The organism is Candidatus Aeolococcus gillhamiae, from assembly GCF_016464765.1.
GTDB classification, from domain to species: domain Bacteria; phylum Chloroflexota; class Dormibacteria; order Aeolococcales; family Aeolococcaceae; genus Aeolococcus; species Aeolococcus gillhamiae.
Window position 1 is genome coordinate 36,125 of the sequence record NZ_JAEKNS010000145.1, and the last position, 16,722, is coordinate 52,846.

Consider the following 16,722-nt stretch of genomic DNA (forward strand, 5'->3'; position numbering starts at 1 on the left):
CGCGCCCCGTCAGGACAGACCGGCTCGGCGTCGGTGGCGCAGCCGCGCGGCGGCGACGCTCGCCGCTCGCAACGGCGCGGTCACCCGCCAGCTGCGCGAAGCAGTGACCGCGGCCAGCTGGTCCGCTGTCACCGCGAGGCGGGCCACCTCGGCACGCAGTGCCGCGACCTCGGCGTGCAGCTGCTGTGCCGCCCCGTCCTCCGGTACGGGCGGGACCGCGAGGTCGACCGGGGCGATCCCCTTGAGGAACACGAAGATGTACTCGTCGTCGCCCTGCTGGCGTGGGATGAACTCCACCATCTCCATCTCGAGGCCGGCCTCCCGCGTCGCACCGACGAGGAACTCGAGGAACGTGTCGGGCCGCCACACATGGAAGTGGATGCTGTAGTCGAGGTCCATGAGCTCGCGCACCCGGGACGGCCCGGTGCTGACGCCCGCCCTCCGCATCCACTCCACGTGCTTCTCGGCTTTCTCGACCCACTCGATGAAGTGCGCCTCCCTGGTGTGGGACGTGCCGTTGCGGTACTCGTCGACCACGTGGTCCACCGACGTCAGCTCGCGATCGACGTCGAACGTGACACGTGGGTCGGGAAGCGCCATGTAGAGGACGCCACCGGATCGGATCACACGCAGCATCTCGCGTAACCCGGCGATGGGGTTCTCGAGGTGCTCGAGCAGGTGGTTGGCGATGACGAAGTCGACGGACGAGTCCGGGAGCGCCGAGAGGTCCTGGGCGTCGCCGACGATCGACACCGGCGCGAAGTCGGCGTCGGGCAGCTCCTTGTACTGGTCGTGCAGCTGCTCGGTGGGAACGCGATCGACGTACCGCACGTCGACGCCGGCGGGGACAGCGAGCGGGGTGTCGAGGGCGCCGATCTCGATGCCGGACCCGCGAAGCCAGCGCGCCGCGCGCTGGCGCTTGAGAGTGTTCACACACGGGATTCTGCGGTCCCCCGACGCACGCGCGCTGCGCCGCTCCCGCCGGGCTATCGGCTCACCGCGAATCCGGCTGCCTCCGTGCCCTGCCACGGTGCGGAGGCGACCTTGCGCACACCGGGCAGCTGTGCAATGCAGTCGGCTCTCCATGGGTACGCGCTCCCGGGGATCGTATGGGAACCCACGAAGATCGCCGCGACGTTCTGCAGAGCGGCAACCGCGGCCGCCGGGTCATCGCAGGCATGGGAGAGGGCTGCGAGCAGCGGCAGGCTGAGAGCTCCGCCTTCGGAGCCGGGCGGCACCAGCGGCGTCAGGTCGGTGAGCGAGAGAACCCAGATCCCGGCATCGTTGAGGCCGTCGGTAAGCACCAACGAGCCCTTGGGAAGAGCCGCGGACATGCGCGCCAGGACCGCAACATCGGCGGGCGTCGCCGTGGCACGGTCGACAACGGCCCGCTGGTACACCCCCAGCTCCGATTGCCCGCCCAGGGCAAGCCCGATCAATGCGATGACCGCCACGGCGGCGGCCGCGGCGTCGACAGTTCTCCGAACACCAAAACGGGCCCGCAGGCCTGAAGCGACGTTCGTGCGCAGGCACAGGCCGATCCAACCGGCGACCAGCGCAAGGAGAGTGCAGATGGCGGCGATGCGCCAGTGGGTCGGGTGCGCCAGGCGGTCGAAGACGCCGAGCGGGGGCACGTTCACGACGGGATTGGCGAAGAAGTCGGTGTATGCGCGGTCCAGGGGGGTGCGCAGGACATACACGATGCCAGCGAGCATCACAGCGCCCAGGCTCGACGCCACTGCGAGACGGCGATCAGCGGCGAGCCGCCGCATCACCGTCGCGACGGCGAGCAGGCCGGTCCCGACGATGAAGGGGATGATCCAGAACTGCACCCCGAGCAGCCGATCCTCGTCGCCATAGGGGAAGACGACGTCGCGCCAGAACCTGCCCAGGTGGTGCCAATACAGGCTGTCGGCCATGGCGAGGATCACGACGATGTGCGCGACAAGCACCCACCACATCCGTCGCCGGACGAGGAGAGCCCCGATCCCGACGACGTAGAGGCCGACGGCCAGAGGGCTGACAAAGTCGGTCTGCGCGACCAACTGGAGAAGCATGTGCAGGTGCGCCGGCGAGCCTGCGGATGGCGACGGGATCGTCGACGCTTCGGCGACGGTAGCCAGCGAGACGTGTGGCCGGCGGGTCAGCAGCGTGACCACCGCGGCCCCGGCCGCCACGGCCACCCCGGCAGCCCCGGTGCGCAGCAGCGCTAGGCCCGCCGACGCCCGCAATGCGCGAACTGCGGTCATCGCCAGCAGCAACCCGCCGACAACGAGCGCGGTGAGGACCTCGAGGCCGTGCACCACCCAGATGGACGCCGTTGCGACACCGAGCAGGAGCGCGTTGTCGAGAGCTTCTCGGCCGCGCACAAGGCGCATCGCGGCAACGATGAACGGCACCACCAGGGTCGAGTCCACCACCTGGGGAAAGCGTCCGAGGATCGCCTGGAATGACGGAAAGGCCATGCCCACCGCCACCAGGGGCACGACGGCGGCGAGTGCCAGCGAGCCGCCCGCCTCGAGTGCAAGAAGCGTGAGTCCCAGGGGCATGAGGACAAGGCACACAGTGATGACCGGCGTCATACACGCCGCGGGAGAAGGCCCCCCGATCCAGGACACGACGGCGGTCATCGCCTCGAAACCAGGTCGCGCGTAGGAGAACGCCGTGCCCTGTAGCGGTATCGGGAAGACGGGGATGACGTCGTGCGTCCTGGCGATCGCCGCGGCAAGTGCACCGTGAGCGCGTGGGTCCCAGTCGGGCGGGAGCACCTGTCCGGAGAGAGCCGCCGCGAACACTCCTGCGGCGACCCCACCCGCGATCAGGGCGGGCACCGCGATCCACCATGGCCGCTCAGTGCGTGGGCCCTGTTCCGTTCGGCGCGCTCGGAAGGTGGCCGCGGCGGCGAGCGCTGCGATGCAGGGGAGCACCGTGAGCGGCTCGAAGGGTATGTGAACCAACCGCATGCCGAGCCCGAGAACGCCCAGGAACCCCGCAGCCAACCCGGGAGCGCCGGCGAGCCGCTCCCACGCTCGCCACCGTGGCACCAGCAGGGTGGCCAGGGCGTACCCGGGCAGCAGGACAGCGACGACCAGTCCGGGGAGAGCTTGCGCGAGGTCGTGCAGGGCCAATACGACTCCCTCTCCGGCTCGAGCCGTCGGCGCTGGGCGAGCGCCCACACTCCGCAGAGGCGGAGGCTCAGGACGCGGGCATTATGCCAGCCGTCGACTTGGGCTTGGTCTCAGCGGCCTCTGAGCGTGGCGACCGCGAGCACCGTGCGAGCGATGATGAGCACGTCCAGCGCCACCGACTGCCGCTTGATGTAGTACAGGTCGTACGAGAGCTTCACACGCGCGCCGTCGACGCCACTGCCGTAGCCGAAGTTGACCTGCGCCCAGCCCGTGAGCCCCGGGCGCACGGAGAGGCGCGTGTTGTAGTACGCGATGCTGTCACGCAGCGTCTCCACGTAGTGAGGTTGCTCGGGTCGGGGACCGACCAGGCTCATGTCGCCGCGCAGGATGTTCCACGCCTGGGGCAGCTCGTCGAGATGGAGGCGGCGCAGGACGGCGCCGACCCGTGTGATGCGTGCGTCCTCGGTCTCCGTCCAGCGCAACTCCTGGCCGGGTCGGACTCTCATGCTGCGCAGCTTGAGGATCTGGAACGGCCGCCCGTACTGACCCACGCGAGACTGCCTGTGAAACAGAGGACCGCGGTCCTCGACGCGTGTGGCGACCCACACGATCGCGAGAAGCGGGGCGAGGAGCACGACGCCGACGAGCCCGGCGAGGATGTCGACGCATCGTTTGAACAGGCGGTAGAGGCGCGAGGTCTCACTGCGTTGATGCAGGGAGAGAAGCCAGCCCTGTCCGAGCCGATCGACGAGCAGCCGCCCGGTCAGCTCCTCATACAGGTCGGCCAGGGAGCGGATGACCATGCCGTTGTCGTAGCAGTCGACCAGGCCGGCGAACAGGGACTCTGGGATCTCCTCGTCCGCACCGAGCACGATGATGTCCGCCTCCCGTCGTGTGGCCGCGGCGCCAAGGCGCGCGCCTGCGCCGGCATCCGCGGGATCAAGGCTGCCCACCGTCTCGTACAGCCCGGCCATGTGCCCGTCGATCTGCGGCCAGATGCGCTCGCGTGTGTCGGTGTCGCCGATCAGCATGATGCGGCCGGCGAAGATCGCGCGGGCGAAGACCCGGCGATAGAGCAGGCGCCAGCACAGCACGGCGAACGCCGCGAGAGGCAGCCAGATGAGGATGGTCGGCCGCGTCACCCCGTACGGCACCGCGAAGAACACGACGAGCAGCACGACACTGCTGACGGCGACGCTCGTCGCGACCACGCGGAAGATCGCTCGCACGCTGACCGCGGCGCGCAGGTCGTAGGCGTCGACCATCAACGCCACCGCCAGCCAGATCGCCGTGACCGTTCCCGCACCCAGCCATGGGATGGACAGGCCGGCATGCTGGATCGGACCGGAATGGAGGTTGAACGCGACCACCAGGGCTGCCGCGACGAGGAGGGCATCTCCGACCGCGAGGAGCAGCTTGCGCTCGGAAACGAGAATTCCCCGGCGACGGGTCGCCACCTCTGCCGTCAGAGCGTTCGCGGGTGCAGCCGGGGCGTCCGCTTCGTGGACGATCATCCAGCCAAGAGTACCCCGCCGCGCCCGAACGTGTTGACCGCGACCGTTTGGCGACGGCCGCCCGCGCGGGTGGTGCGCCGAGCCACCCCTATGATTACGGCCGCCATCCCTTCTTCCAGCAGGAGCCGAATGCACAACGGGTGTCACCGATGACGCTTCCGGCGGAAAGGCGAGCGCCGGTCGGCGGCGTCGTCCCCGCTGATAACAGCGGCGTGCGCGATCGGCTCGTCCAGCGGATCCGCGATCGCACCGCCCGTATCGGGATCGTGGGGCTGGGTTACGTCGGCCTGCCCACAGCGGTGGCGTACGCCGAGGCCGGGTTCACCGTGGTCGGTGTCGACACCGACGCGAACCGATGCGCGGCGGTCACACGCGGCGACAGCTACATCGAGGACGTCATCGCCGCCGACCTGCGGCGTGCGCGGGAGAAGGATCGGCTGACCGCGGTCACATCGCTCGCCACGGCCGGTGACCTCGACGTGATCGACATCTGCGTACACACGCCCCTCGGCGAGACACGCGAGCCCGACATCTCAGCGATCAGGGCGGCCGCGGAGGCGCTCGTGCCCGGTCAGCGTCCCGGCCAGCTGGTGGTGCTGACCAGCACCAGCTACCCTGGCACGACCGAGGAGGTGCTGCGCCCGATCCTCGAGCGCTCCGGCCTCGTGATCGGTCGCGACGTCTTCGTGGCGTTCGCGCCCGAGCGCATCGACCCGGGCAACACGCGGTTCACGCTGCGCACCACCCCCAAGATCGTGGGCGGCGTCGACCCGACCTCCACCGAGATCGCGTGCCTGGCACTGGCGACCATCGTCGACACGGTCGTCCCGGTGAGCGACGCAACCACGGCGGAGATGGTCAAGGTTCTCGAGAACACGTTCCGCATGGTGAACATCGGATTCGCGAACGAAGTGGCGATGATCTGCCGCCGGCTCGGCGTTGACGTGTGGGAGGTGATCGAGAGCGCCGCCACCAAGCCGTACGGCTTCATGCCCTTCTACCCCGGCCCTGGTGTCGGCGGACACTGCATCCCGGTCGACCCTTCGTACCTGCAGTGGAAGATGCGCAACCTCGAGTACCGCACCCGTTTCATCGACCTCGGTGACGACGTCAACCGCGGCATGCCCGACTACGTGGTGCAGCGCGCCACCGACGTCCTCAACGACGCCGGCAAGAGCCTGCGCGGCTCGCGCATCCTGCTCATCGGCGTCGCCTACAAGCCCAACATCGGCGATGTTCGGGAGTCGCCGGCGCTGCACGTGGCGGCCAAACTCCGGTCCAAGGGAGCAGAGGTGCGCTACGTGGACCCGCATGTCGATTCATTGGTGCTGCACCATGGAGGCAGGCTGTCGCGAGCGGACCTGAGCCCAACAGAGCTGGGCGCCAGCGACCTGGTTGTGATCACCACCCAGCACGACGACATCGACTGGGGCATGGTGCGGCAGCACGCGGCGCTGGTGCTCGACACGCGCGGCGTCCGCGGTGGGCGGGGTCGCGCCGGCTGGCACACGCTGTAGCCGGGTGCGGAAACTCGCAGGGGGTAGCTCGGGCAGCTCGGCGGCAGTCAACTGTGCTGCGGTCGCAGCGAAATGCCCGTCATGCGTGAGGTACTCAGCGACGTACGTGTTCCAAAAGCCACGTATCCGGACACCCAAAGCGGATCCGTGGTCATCAGCGAGATATCGCGTGTAGCGCCCGACGTATGTGTAAAACAGAACCGTAAGCACAAGGGCGGCCGCCGCGATTGCTTGCGCCAGAGTGCCGATGCCAAGCGTCAGTTGACGCGATCGCACTCTATAGCTTTTGACTGACACTCTCCACGTCGCTCAACGCTACCTCGCGCCGTGCGTTGCACCGACTCCTTCATGCAGCGGTGTCAGCCGGCTTCTCATCCCGTGGGCCAGGATTCGAGAGTGCGTCGAAGGCCTTCCTCGAGGCGCACCTTCGCGGTCCAGCCGAGCCTTTCGGTGGCGCGGCTCGCGTCCGGGACGCGGCGCCTGGTGTCCTCGAAACCCGGCCCGTAGCGCGCTTCGTAGGTCTCGTGCGCGACCGTCGAGGTGCTTCCGGTGAGGGCCACGACCATGCGAGCGAGGTCGGTGATGGTCGTCTCGGACTGCTGGTTGCCGATGTTGAACGCCTGCGCCTCCGCTGCCTCGGTCTCCATCGCAAGGAGGGTGCCGTCGATGCAATCGTCGATGTACGTGAAGCAGCGCGTCTGCAACCCGTCTCCGTAGACGGTCATGGGCTCGCCGCGCGTCGCCTGGCGGAGGAAGTTGGCCATGACGCTGCCGTAGCCGCGCGGATCCATGCGTGGGCCGTAGATGTTGAAGTAGCGCACGATGACCGTGCGCAGGCCGTGCATGACATGAGCCAATGCGAGGTGCTCGTCGAGTGCTTTGGCGGTAGCGTACGACCAGCGGTGGACCATGGTCGACCCGAGGATGCGATCGTCATCCTCCTGCATGGGGACACGGCTGGTCTTGCCGTACACCTCACTCGAGCTGGCGATGAGCACCTTCCGGCCGCTGAGCGCACACGCGGCGATAACGTTCTCGCTGCCGCGTGTGTTGACCTGGAGAGATCCGAGGGGATCGCGGACGATCTTGTCCACTCCCACAGCGGCGGCGAGGTGGAACACGCGGTCACTGCCGGCCACGAGCTCGCCGACTGTGGGCTCGTCGAGGATGGTCCCCTCGATCCGCTGAACCGGACCACCCTCAGCGTGGTGTGCCAGGTTGGCGCGTCGGCCCGTGGAGAGGTCGTCGAGAACGACCACGGTGTCACCGCGCTCGACCAGCCTGTCCACCAGGTGGCTGCCGATGAAACCGGCGCCGCCGGTGACCAGTGTCCGCATTTCCGCACTTCCATGTGGAGGCGTCCGACGCGCGCTGGCCGCACCGTAGCACCCGGCCCGGACCGCACGTCGGCAGCGCGATCAGCGTACGGTAACGGGCGACATGGAACCGCACGGTCCGAAGCAGCCGTATCCGTTCGTCAGCGTCGTGGTCCCGGTGTACAACGAGGAGCGGTACATCGAGGCCTGTCTAACCTCAGTGCTCGACCAGGACTTTCCTCCCGACCGGTACGAGGTGATCGTCGCCGACGGCGGTTCGTCCGACAGCACGCGCGACCTGGTCGAGGAGTTGGCCAGGCAGCACCCCAACCTGCGTCTGATCGACAACCCCGGCCGCACCCAGGCCGCCGGCCTGAACTGCGCGATTCTCGCCAGCTGTGGCGACTTCATCGCGCGCCAGGACGGTCACGCGGAGTGGACGCGGCACCACCTCCGCCGCTCTGTCGAGCTGCTCCTCGAGAGCGGCGCTGACAACGTGGGCGGTCGCGCCGACGGCGCCGGCCGGGACGTCATGGGGCGGGCCATCGCCTGCGCGATGCGGTCGCCATTCGGCGTCGGCGGCGCGCGCTTTCGCTACTCGCAGCGCACCGAGGACGTCCCCACCGTCTTCCCGGGAACCTTCCGGCGCAGCGCCCTGGAGCGGGTCGGCCTTTTCGACGAAGCCTATCCGCCCCACGAGGACTACGAGCTCAACCACCGCATCCGAGCCAGCGGCGGCCGTGTGCTGTTCAGCCCAGACATCCCCACCCGCTACCACGTCCGCGACTCGGTGACCGCCCTGGCGCGCCAGTACTTCCGGTACGGCCGCGCCAAGGTGCGGGTGGCCCGCTCAACCCTGGGGGTGATCCGGCCCTACCACCTCGCGGCGCCCGCGCTGGTGGCCGCTCTCCCGGCGGCAGCGCTCATGGCCGCCACGCGTCGCGGGCGCCCGCGAGTGGTCGCCGGCGCCGCGGTCTACGCGGCATCATGCGTGGCGGCTGGCCTGCGGGCGGCCCGCGCTGAACCGGCAGCGGTGCGGGTGCGCGTGCCCCCCGTGTTCGCGGTCATGCACCTGTCCTGGGGAGTCGGCTTCTGGGCGGGCGCGGCTGAGGCCGCCCGTGGGGTGCGGACCGGTGGTGGAGCGCCGCCGCAGCTCCCCCGTGATCACCGGGCGAACACGTCCTCGGCGGTCTGATCGGTGGCGGCGGGCTACGATCCCGCCGTGTCCGAGAACCCCGTCCGCGACCTCCACGATTTGGTCGCCCGGAGCGAGGACCCGGTGGTCGCCAGCACCAGGCCGGCGACGACATCCGCTCTCGAGATGAAGCGGATGGTGGGTGACGTCATCGCCAAACTGAAGCCGGACGGCGTCAGCGTCGTCGAGCTCGGCTCCGGAACGGGCGTGCTCGGCATGCCCATCGCGCGGCGCGCGGCACGGTACGCCGGTGTCGACATCTCGCCGCAGGCCGTCGAGGTGCTGCGCGAGAGGCTTCCCAACGCCGTGGTCCGCTGCGCGGACGTGACCAGGGACGACCTGCGCGACCTCGGCTCGTTCGACCGCGTGCTCGTGTACGCCACGCTGCACTACGTGACTGACGAGGCGGAGGGCGAGCGCTTCGTGCGCGGCGCGCTCGGGCTGCTCGCCCCGGGAGGTCGTGCGCTCTTCGGCAACCTGCCCCTGCCCGCCGAGGACCTCCCCCACTCGCGGCTGCAGCGTGCTCTCGGACGAGCGTGGACGGGGTCGCGGCGCGTCGGCCGCCGTTTCCGCCGGCAACCGCTGCGTCCGGACCCGAGCAGCATGCCGGCTGGGTACTGCCTGCCCTTGTCGCGCCGGCTGATCGAGAGCTGGCTGCGCCAGGTGCCCGGAGTGCGCTGGCGGTGGGTCGCGCCGCGGCTGGGCGTACCGCTGCAGCGCAGCCGCGCTGACCTGCTCGTCGAGAAGCGCGGGTGACGCGCCCAACGCTGCAGAGACGTGCGGTCGATCGCCTGCGCGAATGGTCGTACGCCCACCCCCGGGCACGAATCCTCCTGCGCGAAGGCTGGGGAATCTCCCGCGACGCCGCGCACGCCGTTCATCTCCCCGCGCCGTTCGAACCGGTGGAGATGGACGACCTGCGACGGCTGCGCGACACAGCCTGCGAGCTGCCCCGTGCGGCGGTGGGGCGCCTGTTGATCCTGTCGACACGGGGCTGGTCCACGCACACGGTGACCGAGGCCACGATCGCCCACGCCGCGCGCTGTCGCGGCTGGGAACCGGTCTTCGCCATGTGTGGAGGCCGCCTGCCTGTCTGCGACGTCGCACCCGTGCATGCGGCTCCGCCCATGCCATGCCACTCCTGCGCAGGCTACGCGCACGACGCCATCGCTGCCGCGGGGTTCGACCCCATCCGCGTGAAGGACCTGGTGGACATCGGCGCGCTGACCGCGACGGCACGGGCGCGCACCGCCGCACTGCGGTCCGTGGCCGACTGCGACGCCTACTCGGTGGACAGCTTCGCGCTCGGCCGGTTCGTCAGGACGTCGGTGGCGTGGTTCCTCTCGCGCGGCACTCTGCTCGACGACGCGGAGACCCTGCGGACCTACCGCTCATTCCTGGTCAGCGGAATGGTTCTGCGCGAGGCGTTCACGCAGCTGCTCGACCAGGTGCGGCCGGACCGGATCCTGGTCCTCAACGGCGCGTTCTTCCCGGAGCGGATCCTGGCGGAGCTGGCGTCGCGACGTGAGATCCCGGTCACGCGGTACGAAAAGGGCTTCCTCACCGACACGGTGCTCGCCGGCCGCTGGCGTGCTGGTGCAGACGACCTCGACCCCGGCGAGGCGACATGGCATGCGGCTGCCGGCACAGCGCTGACGGCCGACCAGCTGCGCACCATCGAAACCTACCTCGACGAACGCGTCCGTGGCGGAAGAACCCTCGACAACTTCTGGGCGACGCGGGTCGAGGACGCGGCCGACATCCGGGCCGGTTTGCGCCTGCGCGACGGTCACCCCGTGGTGGGGGTCTTCCTCAACATCCTCTGGGACAGCGCCATCCAGGACAAGGACGTCGCGTTCCCATCCATGGGCAGATGGCTGGTCGAGGTCGTGCGCTGGGCGCAGCGGAACCCATCGGTGGACGTGGTGCTCCGGGTACATCCCGCCGAGGTGAAGCTTGCCAACCACGTGTCACGTGAGCGCATGGCCGACCACATCGCCACCCAGTTCGCACGCCTTCCCGACAATGTGCGGGTGGTGCACGCGGAGAGCGACGTCAGCTCGTACGCGCTGATCGGCATGACGTCGGTCGGGCTGGTATACACGTCGACCATCGGCCTGGAGATGGCCGCGCAGGGGATTCCCGTCATCTGCGCTGCCAAGACCCATTACGGGAAGCGTGGGTTCACCCTGGATCCCGACGCTGCCGACGACTACTGGCGCGCGCTGGAGACCGCTGTCGCTGCACCGCCGGAGGCCGAAGAGCGTGCGCGAATCGCCGAGCTGGCACGCCGATACGCGTATCTCTTCTTCTTCCGCTACCACCAGTTCCTCGAGGTCGTGCACGAGGAGGGCCGCAGCCGGCCACGTGTGACAGTGATGTCGGCCGACGACCTCGCGCCCGGTCGCCACGCCGGACTCGACCGCGTGGTGGACGGCGTGCTGACGGGCGACGGCCCGGTGATCACACCCGCGACGGCGGAGACCCACTGAGTGGACGTCGTCGCGGCCGCGGAGCTCGGAGACCGGGAGTGGGACCGTCTGTGCCAGGACGCGAGCGGCGCCTGGTTCTGGCACACCACCGCTTGGCGAGACTACACACTCGCGTACCGACCGGCGTTGGCGAGTCGCAGCTTGGCCTTCGCGGTGGTCGAGGGCACGCAACCGCTCGCGCTCGTACCGCTGATGGTCGAGAAGGCCGCGGAGCACTACGACGGTCAGCGCTTCTCGTTTGGCGGCGACGCGTGCTGGTCACCTGCTGTCGCCGCCACACTCGATCCGTCACAGGGTGACGCCGCGCTCCGCGCCGCCCTGCATCACGTCGACGAGCTGGCCGAACAGCACGGGGTCGATTCCGTCGCACTGAAGCTCAGCCCGCTGGCGGCGGGCTGGCGGGATCACCTGCCCGTGTTCATTGCAGCCACGACCCGGGCCGGCTACACGGATGTCAGCCTCTCGTCGCAGGTGATCGACCTCGACGTGGACGCGCAGACCCTCCGAACGTCGATGACCAAGGGTCATCGCGCCGACGTCACCCGCGGTCGGCGGGTGCTCGACACGAGCGTGACCACGGGCGAGCAGGCCATCGCCGATTTCCCGGCGTATCGGGCGATGCACGCGCTCGCTGCCGGCCGGGTGACCCGGCCGGACGAGACGTTCCGACTGATGGAGTCATGGCTCACCACCGGAGCTGCTGCGCTCGTGAAGGCGGTGAGAGGCGACGCCGCGGTGGGATTCACCTACCTTATCCTCCACGCGGGCGCGGCGTACTACGCGTCCGCCGCCAACCACCCCGACCACGCCGCAGAACCGATCGGCCACGTCCTCCACGCCGCCGCGATCGACTGGCTGAAGGCGCGTGGCTTTCGTCGCTACGAGCTGGGCCTCCAGCAGTTCGGGCCGCTTCCGCACGACGTGCCGTCGGACAAGCAGTTGGGCATCGCACGCTTCAAGCGCGGGTTCGGTGGGGGAACCGTGCCACTGATGGTGCGTGAGAAGTGGTTCTCGAAAGAGGCATATCGACGTGCCATGGGGTCAAGGATCGAGCGATACGCGACGTAAACCCGGAATTGCTCCAGGACCTCATGGGAGACAGGCGGCCAGAAGCTGATCACCCGGTCGAACTGCCCGACGCAACGACGCCGGCCCGGCCCATATACCATCGGCAACGTGTCCGAACCCCAGGCGCTCGCCGGCACCACGCCATAGTGAGCGCGCGCGTCTACGGCAGCCCTGAGTTCCGCATCGGCGATCGTGCGGTTGGGCCCGGGCATCCCTGCTACGTCATCGCCGAGGCCGGGTCGAACCACAACCGCGACCTCGACACCGCGTTGCGTCTCATCGACGTCGCCGCAGAAGCGGGGGCGGACGCCGTCAAGTTCCAGACGTACACCGCCGAAGGCCTGTACTCGCGGCAGACGCCGGAGATGAGCTACCTGAAGGACAAGGGCCTAGTGGGAGAGCGCGAATCCGTTTGGGAGCTGATCAAACGCGTCGAGATCCCCTGGGAATGGCACGCGGATCTGGCGCGCCACGCGGCCAGCGCAGGCATCACCTTCCTGTCGACACCCTTCGAGGAGGCGGCCATCGACCTGCTCGAGGACCTGGGGGTGCCGGCGTACAAGATCGCGTCGTACGAGGTGAATCACCTGCCGCTCATCCAGTACGCAGCGCGTACCGGGAAGCCGTTGCTCATCTCCACGGGGATGGCCTCGCTCGGCGACATCGAGCGCGCTCTCGACACCGCCGCGGCCGCGGGCGCGCGCGATCTCCTGCTCATGCACTGCGCCGTCAACTATCCGCCGCGGTTCGAGGACCTCAACCTGCTGGCGATCAAGACGTTGCGTAGCGCGTTCGACATCCCGGTCGGCTGGTCCGACCACACCATGGGCAACACCGCCGACGTGGTCGCGGTGGCGCTGGGTGCCTGCGCCATCGAGAAGCACTACACGCTGAGCCGCGACCAAGAGGGGCCCGACCATCCCTTCGCTCTCGAGCCTGACGAGCTTGCCGCGATGGTCGTCGCCATCAGAGAGACGGAGGCATCGCTCGGTTCGAGCGTGAAACGTGTCACCGAGGCCGAAGCCGAGATGTTCCGACTGGGTCGGCGCAGCCTGGTCGCCGCGCGTGACCTGCTTGCCGGCGGTGTGATCACTCCTGCCGACATCGCCGTGAAGCGGCCCGGCTTCGGAATCCCGGTCGACGCGCTCGACCAGGTCGTGGGACGGCACGTGGCACACGACGTGGTGCGCGATCAGGTCCTCCAGTGGGACGATCTGGAGCGGTGAACGCCGGGGCGCAACACCCGCGGGTGACGCTGCGTCCGGTCCGCCCTGACGATGTCGCGCTGCTCTTCCAATGGCGCAATGACCACGACGCGGTGCGCTTCAGCGTCAGCGGCAGGGCGGTGACGCTCGACGAGCACGAAGCATGGCTTGCCCGACGGCTGCGGGACCCCGCCACTCGCCTCTGGATCGCTGAGGAGGACGGTGTCGCGGTCGGCCAGGTCCGCCTCGATGTCGACGACGACACGGGCACGGTGTCCATCGCCGTCGCCGCCGGGCAGCGCGGACGAGGCGTCGGGTCGGCGATCCTGCAAGCGATGCAGGCAGGCGTGCTGTCCACCGGTGCGGTGACCAGGCTCAGGGCGCTCGTTCATCCGGACAACAGCGTGTCACTTCGCGCATTCACGCGCGCGGGGTTTCGACGGATGGCCTCTGCGGATGCCGGGTTCCTGGTATTCGAGTGGCCGTGACGTCCACAACGCGACAGCAGTGGTCGGACCAGGTCCGCGAGTATCGCGATGCAGCCGGGCACGTCCTGCACTACGTGCACGTCACCCATCCGGGAGCGCGTGGCCTGGTCATTCACTTCAGCGCTTTCTTCGGCGAATGGGGTGATGCCCGCCAGTATCGAGCGGCGTTCCAGGGCCACTTCCACAGGTTGCGGATGCTCGGCGACGTTGTCGACTTCGACTGGCTCTTCGTCTGCGACGAGTACGGGGCTGACGGCAATGGCACGTACTACACCGGCGAGGCTGGTGACTTCTTCGTGGAGCGCGCGGTGACCGAGGTGATCACGACCGTGATGGAGTCCTCCGCTCGTTCGGCGTCCGAGACGGTGACGATGGGGTCGTCAATGGGAGCGACTGCCGCACTCAAGTTCGGGCTGCAGTTCGGGGTCAGGGGTATCGTCGCGATCAGCCCACACGTCGACCTCGATGTGTGCGCCCAACGACAAGGACGCTGGCGACACGTTGCTTTCATCTGCCCGGACGGCGACCCGGTGTCGAGCCAGAACCACCGCTACACGCGGCAGGTCCGCCGGATCATCGACGAGTGGGGGGAGCCCCAGCCGCCACCGCGTCTGTTCGTCCAGGCGTGCCGCGACGACGAGGGCGTCTTCGGCGAGCAGGTCGAACCCCTGTCCTTGGCCTGGGCTGCGGCAGGCGGCTCGGTGGCACTCGACGCCCGGCGCTCGGGCGGCCACACAAGCGAGCATGCCACGCGCCCGCTGCTGCTCGACGCCGTCGACTGCCTCCTCGACGGCCGGCCCATCGATGTCACCCGCTACCAGCGCGAACGCACCTTTCGCGGTCGACCGGCGTCGGTCGGCGCCTGGCGAAACGCCCGAACCATGGGCGGTCGGATCCTTCGTGCCCTCCGTTTGCGCGGCCGGCCGGGCACCCGTACCGACCACGCCGACCGCCGCGGTTAGACTGCGACCCAACTGCCGGCGGGCCGCTCACGGAGGGACTTCGTGCTCATCAAGGGCTTCGATCCCCGGTACATCAAGATGTGCTACTTCGCCACCCTCGGCGAACTGGGGTATCGCACCCGGGTCTCTCTTGCAAACGGCACTACGGAGTCGAGCCCGCTCGTCGACGATCTCCACGTGTCGTTCGAGGCGTTCAGCGCCGGCGGGCGGCGGCTCGGCGCCGTCGACCGATTCGAGGTGATCAAGCCCGGCGGGTTCACCGTCGTCGAGGTGGACGACCACGTCGGTCCCGGCCGCACCATCGACACCGACGGCGAGGATGTGCTTGGCATCTTCCACCTCACCCCAGGCCGGTACGTCGGCATCGACGCCGTGGACATCGAGCTGAGCGCGATCTTCGACCAGGTCGCAGTGTCGGATGAATACATCGAATACCACTCGAAGGAGTGGTCGGTCGCGGCGGGGCTTGCGTACCAGTCGATTCCGATGAACGACCCGCGCTTCGGCGGCACCCGGAGCACACTGATGCAGTCACCGAAACTGCTCGTCGATGATGAGACGGACACGAACCTGGTGCTCCTCAACATCTCGACGTCTGCGGACTATCAGCTGGACATCTCCTTCGACCTCGCATTCATCGCGGCCAACGGTGAGCGGCTTGCCAACCACACCGTCCGGATACCGGCGTACGGCTTCACACGAGTGAGCTCGCGCGGGGTCCTCCGTGCAGCGGGCGTCTTTGAGCGCTTCGTGGAGCTGGGCGGCAACGGGATGGTCGTCGGCTTCTCCGACAAGGGCAGCGTGGTGCCACTCTCCATCACACGCAACGACCGCTCCGGCGGGCTGGCCTGTGATCACACGCTGCCGCCCATGTACTACATCCCCTGGTGGGGCGGTGACGTGCGCAAGGCGGCCAACCGGCGGGTGCGCGAGCTGCTTTTCGACCATGCTGAAGGTCGTGCGCCGTGAGCACGTCGCGATCGCTCGCCCGGCGCGGCATTGTCGTGGCGCGGCGGCTGTCCAATCCCGGCGGCCGGCTGCCTCGCCGCGCCTACGCGCACTGCTTCATCGAGGAGGATGGTGTCCACAGCCGGCTGCACCTGCACCACTTCTATTCGATGTTCCTGCCCGACGTCACCGAGCCCGTCGATGCGCACGTTCGCGTGTTCGATGCCGGAGGAAGAGTCCTCGGGGACGTCAGTCGCCAGCTGGCTCCGTTCACCTCGCTGACACTCCCGGTCGCGGGCGTACTCGCCGAGCTGGGAAGCACCGCCACATTGGGTACCGTCGCCGTCGACGTGGACCCGGGCGAGGCGTACGCGAAGCGGCTCGTCGAGTCCGGGCCGGATGGGGCCATGACCCAGTCGCCTTTCTGGATGGGGTACTACGACGCCGGTGGCAGCGTGGCGTACGTGCACTCGATCGACCAGTACTACGGAGAGGCGTTCGGCGTCGGCCGCCTTGGCAGCCTGACCTTTCGAAGCCGCTGGCACCGCGGCGGTCCGTGGACGAGCAAACGGTTGATCGACGCGCAGGACCTGCGGCGCGTCGACGCATACCTCGTGAACCACAGCCCTGCGGCGGGTCGAACCACCATTCGCTGGGTCACGCATCCGGACAGCAGGACGGTGGTCGAGCGCACCGCATCCGTACCCGCCCACGGTGCGATTCGCGTCTCCGTCGCCGCGGGGGACCTTGTTGCTGCGGGGGGCGCCGTTCAGAAAATTCGGCTGGAGGTCGATGGCCTGCTCACGGAAAACGGGAAGCCATACGTCATGGTGCGGTACGGTGAGGGTCCATTCAGCCTGCACCATGGCTGACGCCCTTCCGCCGCGCT

The 16,722-nt window shown here is 68.8% G+C and carries 14 protein-coding genes; 10 read left to right on the top strand and 4 right to left on the bottom strand.

The annotated features are described in order from the left end of the window. Positions 1-9: 9 nt before the first annotated feature. From JF886_RS14540 to JF886_RS14550, 3 genes are all read right to left on the bottom strand, one after another. Positions 10-933, bottom strand: coding sequence for a class I SAM-dependent methyltransferase (locus JF886_RS14540; RefSeq protein ID WP_337313695.1), 924 nt, complete (start codon positions 931-933; stop codon positions 10-12). A 53-nt stretch (positions 934-986) separates the two neighbouring features. After that, positions 987-3,128 (bottom strand): DUF6541 family protein, encoded by a 2,142-nt coding sequence (locus tag JF886_RS14545; RefSeq protein ID WP_337313697.1) that lies wholly within the window; start codon positions 3,126-3,128, stop codon positions 987-989. Between the two features lie 110 nt (positions 3,129-3,238). Continuing rightward, positions 3,239-4,642 (bottom strand): exopolysaccharide biosynthesis polyprenyl glycosylphosphotransferase, encoded by a 1,404-nt coding sequence (locus tag JF886_RS14550; RefSeq protein ID WP_337313699.1) that lies wholly within the window; start codon positions 4,640-4,642, stop codon positions 3,239-3,241. Positions 4,643-4,791: 149 nt separating this feature from the next. Between JF886_RS14550 and JF886_RS14555 the strand changes: the two genes are divergently transcribed. After that, a complete protein-coding gene (locus JF886_RS14555; RefSeq protein WP_337313702.1) occupies positions 4,792-6,159 on the top strand; it encodes a nucleotide sugar dehydrogenase in 1,368 nt (455 codons plus the stop codon). A 371-nt stretch (positions 6,160-6,530) separates the two neighbouring features. Here JF886_RS14555 and JF886_RS14560 read toward each other — a convergent pair whose 3' ends face one another. Continuing rightward, positions 6,531-7,496, bottom strand: coding sequence for an NAD-dependent epimerase/dehydratase family protein (locus tag JF886_RS14560; protein ID WP_337313704.1), 966 nt, complete (start codon positions 7,494-7,496; stop codon positions 6,531-6,533). Positions 7,497-7,599: 103 nt separating this feature from the next. Between JF886_RS14560 and JF886_RS14565 the strand changes: the two genes are divergently transcribed. The 9 genes from JF886_RS14565 (at position 7,600) to JF886_RS14605 (ending at position 16,705) form a co-directional block, all read left to right on the top strand. Further along, on the top strand, positions 7,600-8,670 hold the full coding sequence (locus JF886_RS14565) for a glycosyltransferase family 2 protein (RefSeq protein WP_337313706.1): 1,071 nt from the start codon (positions 7,600-7,602) through the stop codon (positions 8,668-8,670). Between the two features lie 27 nt (positions 8,671-8,697). After that, the gene (locus JF886_RS14570) at positions 8,698-9,426 is read left to right on the top strand and encodes a class I SAM-dependent methyltransferase (RefSeq protein WP_337313708.1); all 729 of its coding nucleotides are present in this window, start codon (positions 8,698-8,700) and stop codon (positions 9,424-9,426) included. Continuing rightward, positions 9,423-11,162, top strand: a complete 1,740-nt coding sequence (locus tag JF886_RS14575; protein WP_337313710.1) for a capsular polysaccharide export protein, LipB/KpsS family — start codon at positions 9,423-9,425, stop codon at positions 11,160-11,162. The genes JF886_RS14570 and JF886_RS14575 overlap by 4 nt, the downstream gene beginning before the upstream one ends. Then, positions 11,163-12,230, top strand: a complete 1,068-nt coding sequence (locus JF886_RS14580; RefSeq protein ID WP_337313713.1) for a GNAT family N-acetyltransferase — start codon at positions 11,163-11,165, stop codon at positions 12,228-12,230. A gap of 146 nt (positions 12,231-12,376) precedes the next feature. After that, a complete protein-coding gene (locus JF886_RS14585) occupies positions 12,377-13,456 on the top strand; it encodes an N-acetylneuraminate synthase family protein (RefSeq protein ID WP_337313715.1) in 1,080 nt (359 codons plus the stop codon). Continuing rightward, positions 13,453-13,923: a GNAT family N-acetyltransferase gene (locus JF886_RS14590; RefSeq protein WP_337313716.1), complete on the top strand. Its 471-nt coding sequence runs from the start codon at positions 13,453-13,455 to the stop codon at positions 13,921-13,923. The genes JF886_RS14585 and JF886_RS14590 overlap by 4 nt, the downstream gene beginning before the upstream one ends. Then, positions 13,920-14,885 carry a Two component regulator three Y domain-containing protein gene (locus tag JF886_RS14595; RefSeq protein ID WP_337313718.1) on the top strand — a complete coding sequence of 322 codons (966 nt, stop codon included), beginning with the start codon at positions 13,920-13,922 and terminating at the stop codon, positions 14,883-14,885. Before JF886_RS14590 ends, JF886_RS14595 begins: the two co-directional genes overlap by 4 nt. A 42-nt stretch (positions 14,886-14,927) precedes the next feature. Then, the gene (locus JF886_RS14600; protein WP_337313719.1) at positions 14,928-15,854 is read left to right on the top strand and encodes a hypothetical protein; all 927 of its coding nucleotides are present in this window, start codon (positions 14,928-14,930) and stop codon (positions 15,852-15,854) included. Continuing rightward, positions 15,851-16,705: a hypothetical protein gene (locus JF886_RS14605; protein WP_337313721.1), complete on the top strand. Its 855-nt coding sequence runs from the start codon at positions 15,851-15,853 to the stop codon at positions 16,703-16,705. The genes JF886_RS14600 and JF886_RS14605 overlap by 4 nt, the downstream gene beginning before the upstream one ends. Positions 16,706-16,722: the final 17 nt, after the last annotated feature.

What these genes read in the sequence shown, in the direction of transcription:
- JF886_RS14555 (WP_337313702.1), top strand. Translation starts at nt 4,792, where the DNA reads ATGACGCTTCCGGCGGAAAGGCGAGCGCCGGTCGGCGGCGTCGTCCCC.
- JF886_RS14560 (WP_337313704.1), bottom strand. Translation starts at nt 7,496, where the DNA reads ATGCGGACACTGGTCACCGGCGGCGCCGGTTTCATCGGCAGCCACCTG.
- JF886_RS14550 (WP_337313699.1), bottom strand. Translation starts at nt 4,642, where the DNA reads ATGATCGTCCACGAAGCGGACGCCCCGGCTGCACCCGCGAACGCTCTG.
- JF886_RS14565 (WP_337313706.1), top strand. Translation starts at nt 7,600, where the DNA reads ATGGAACCGCACGGTCCGAAGCAGCCGTATCCGTTCGTCAGCGTCGTG.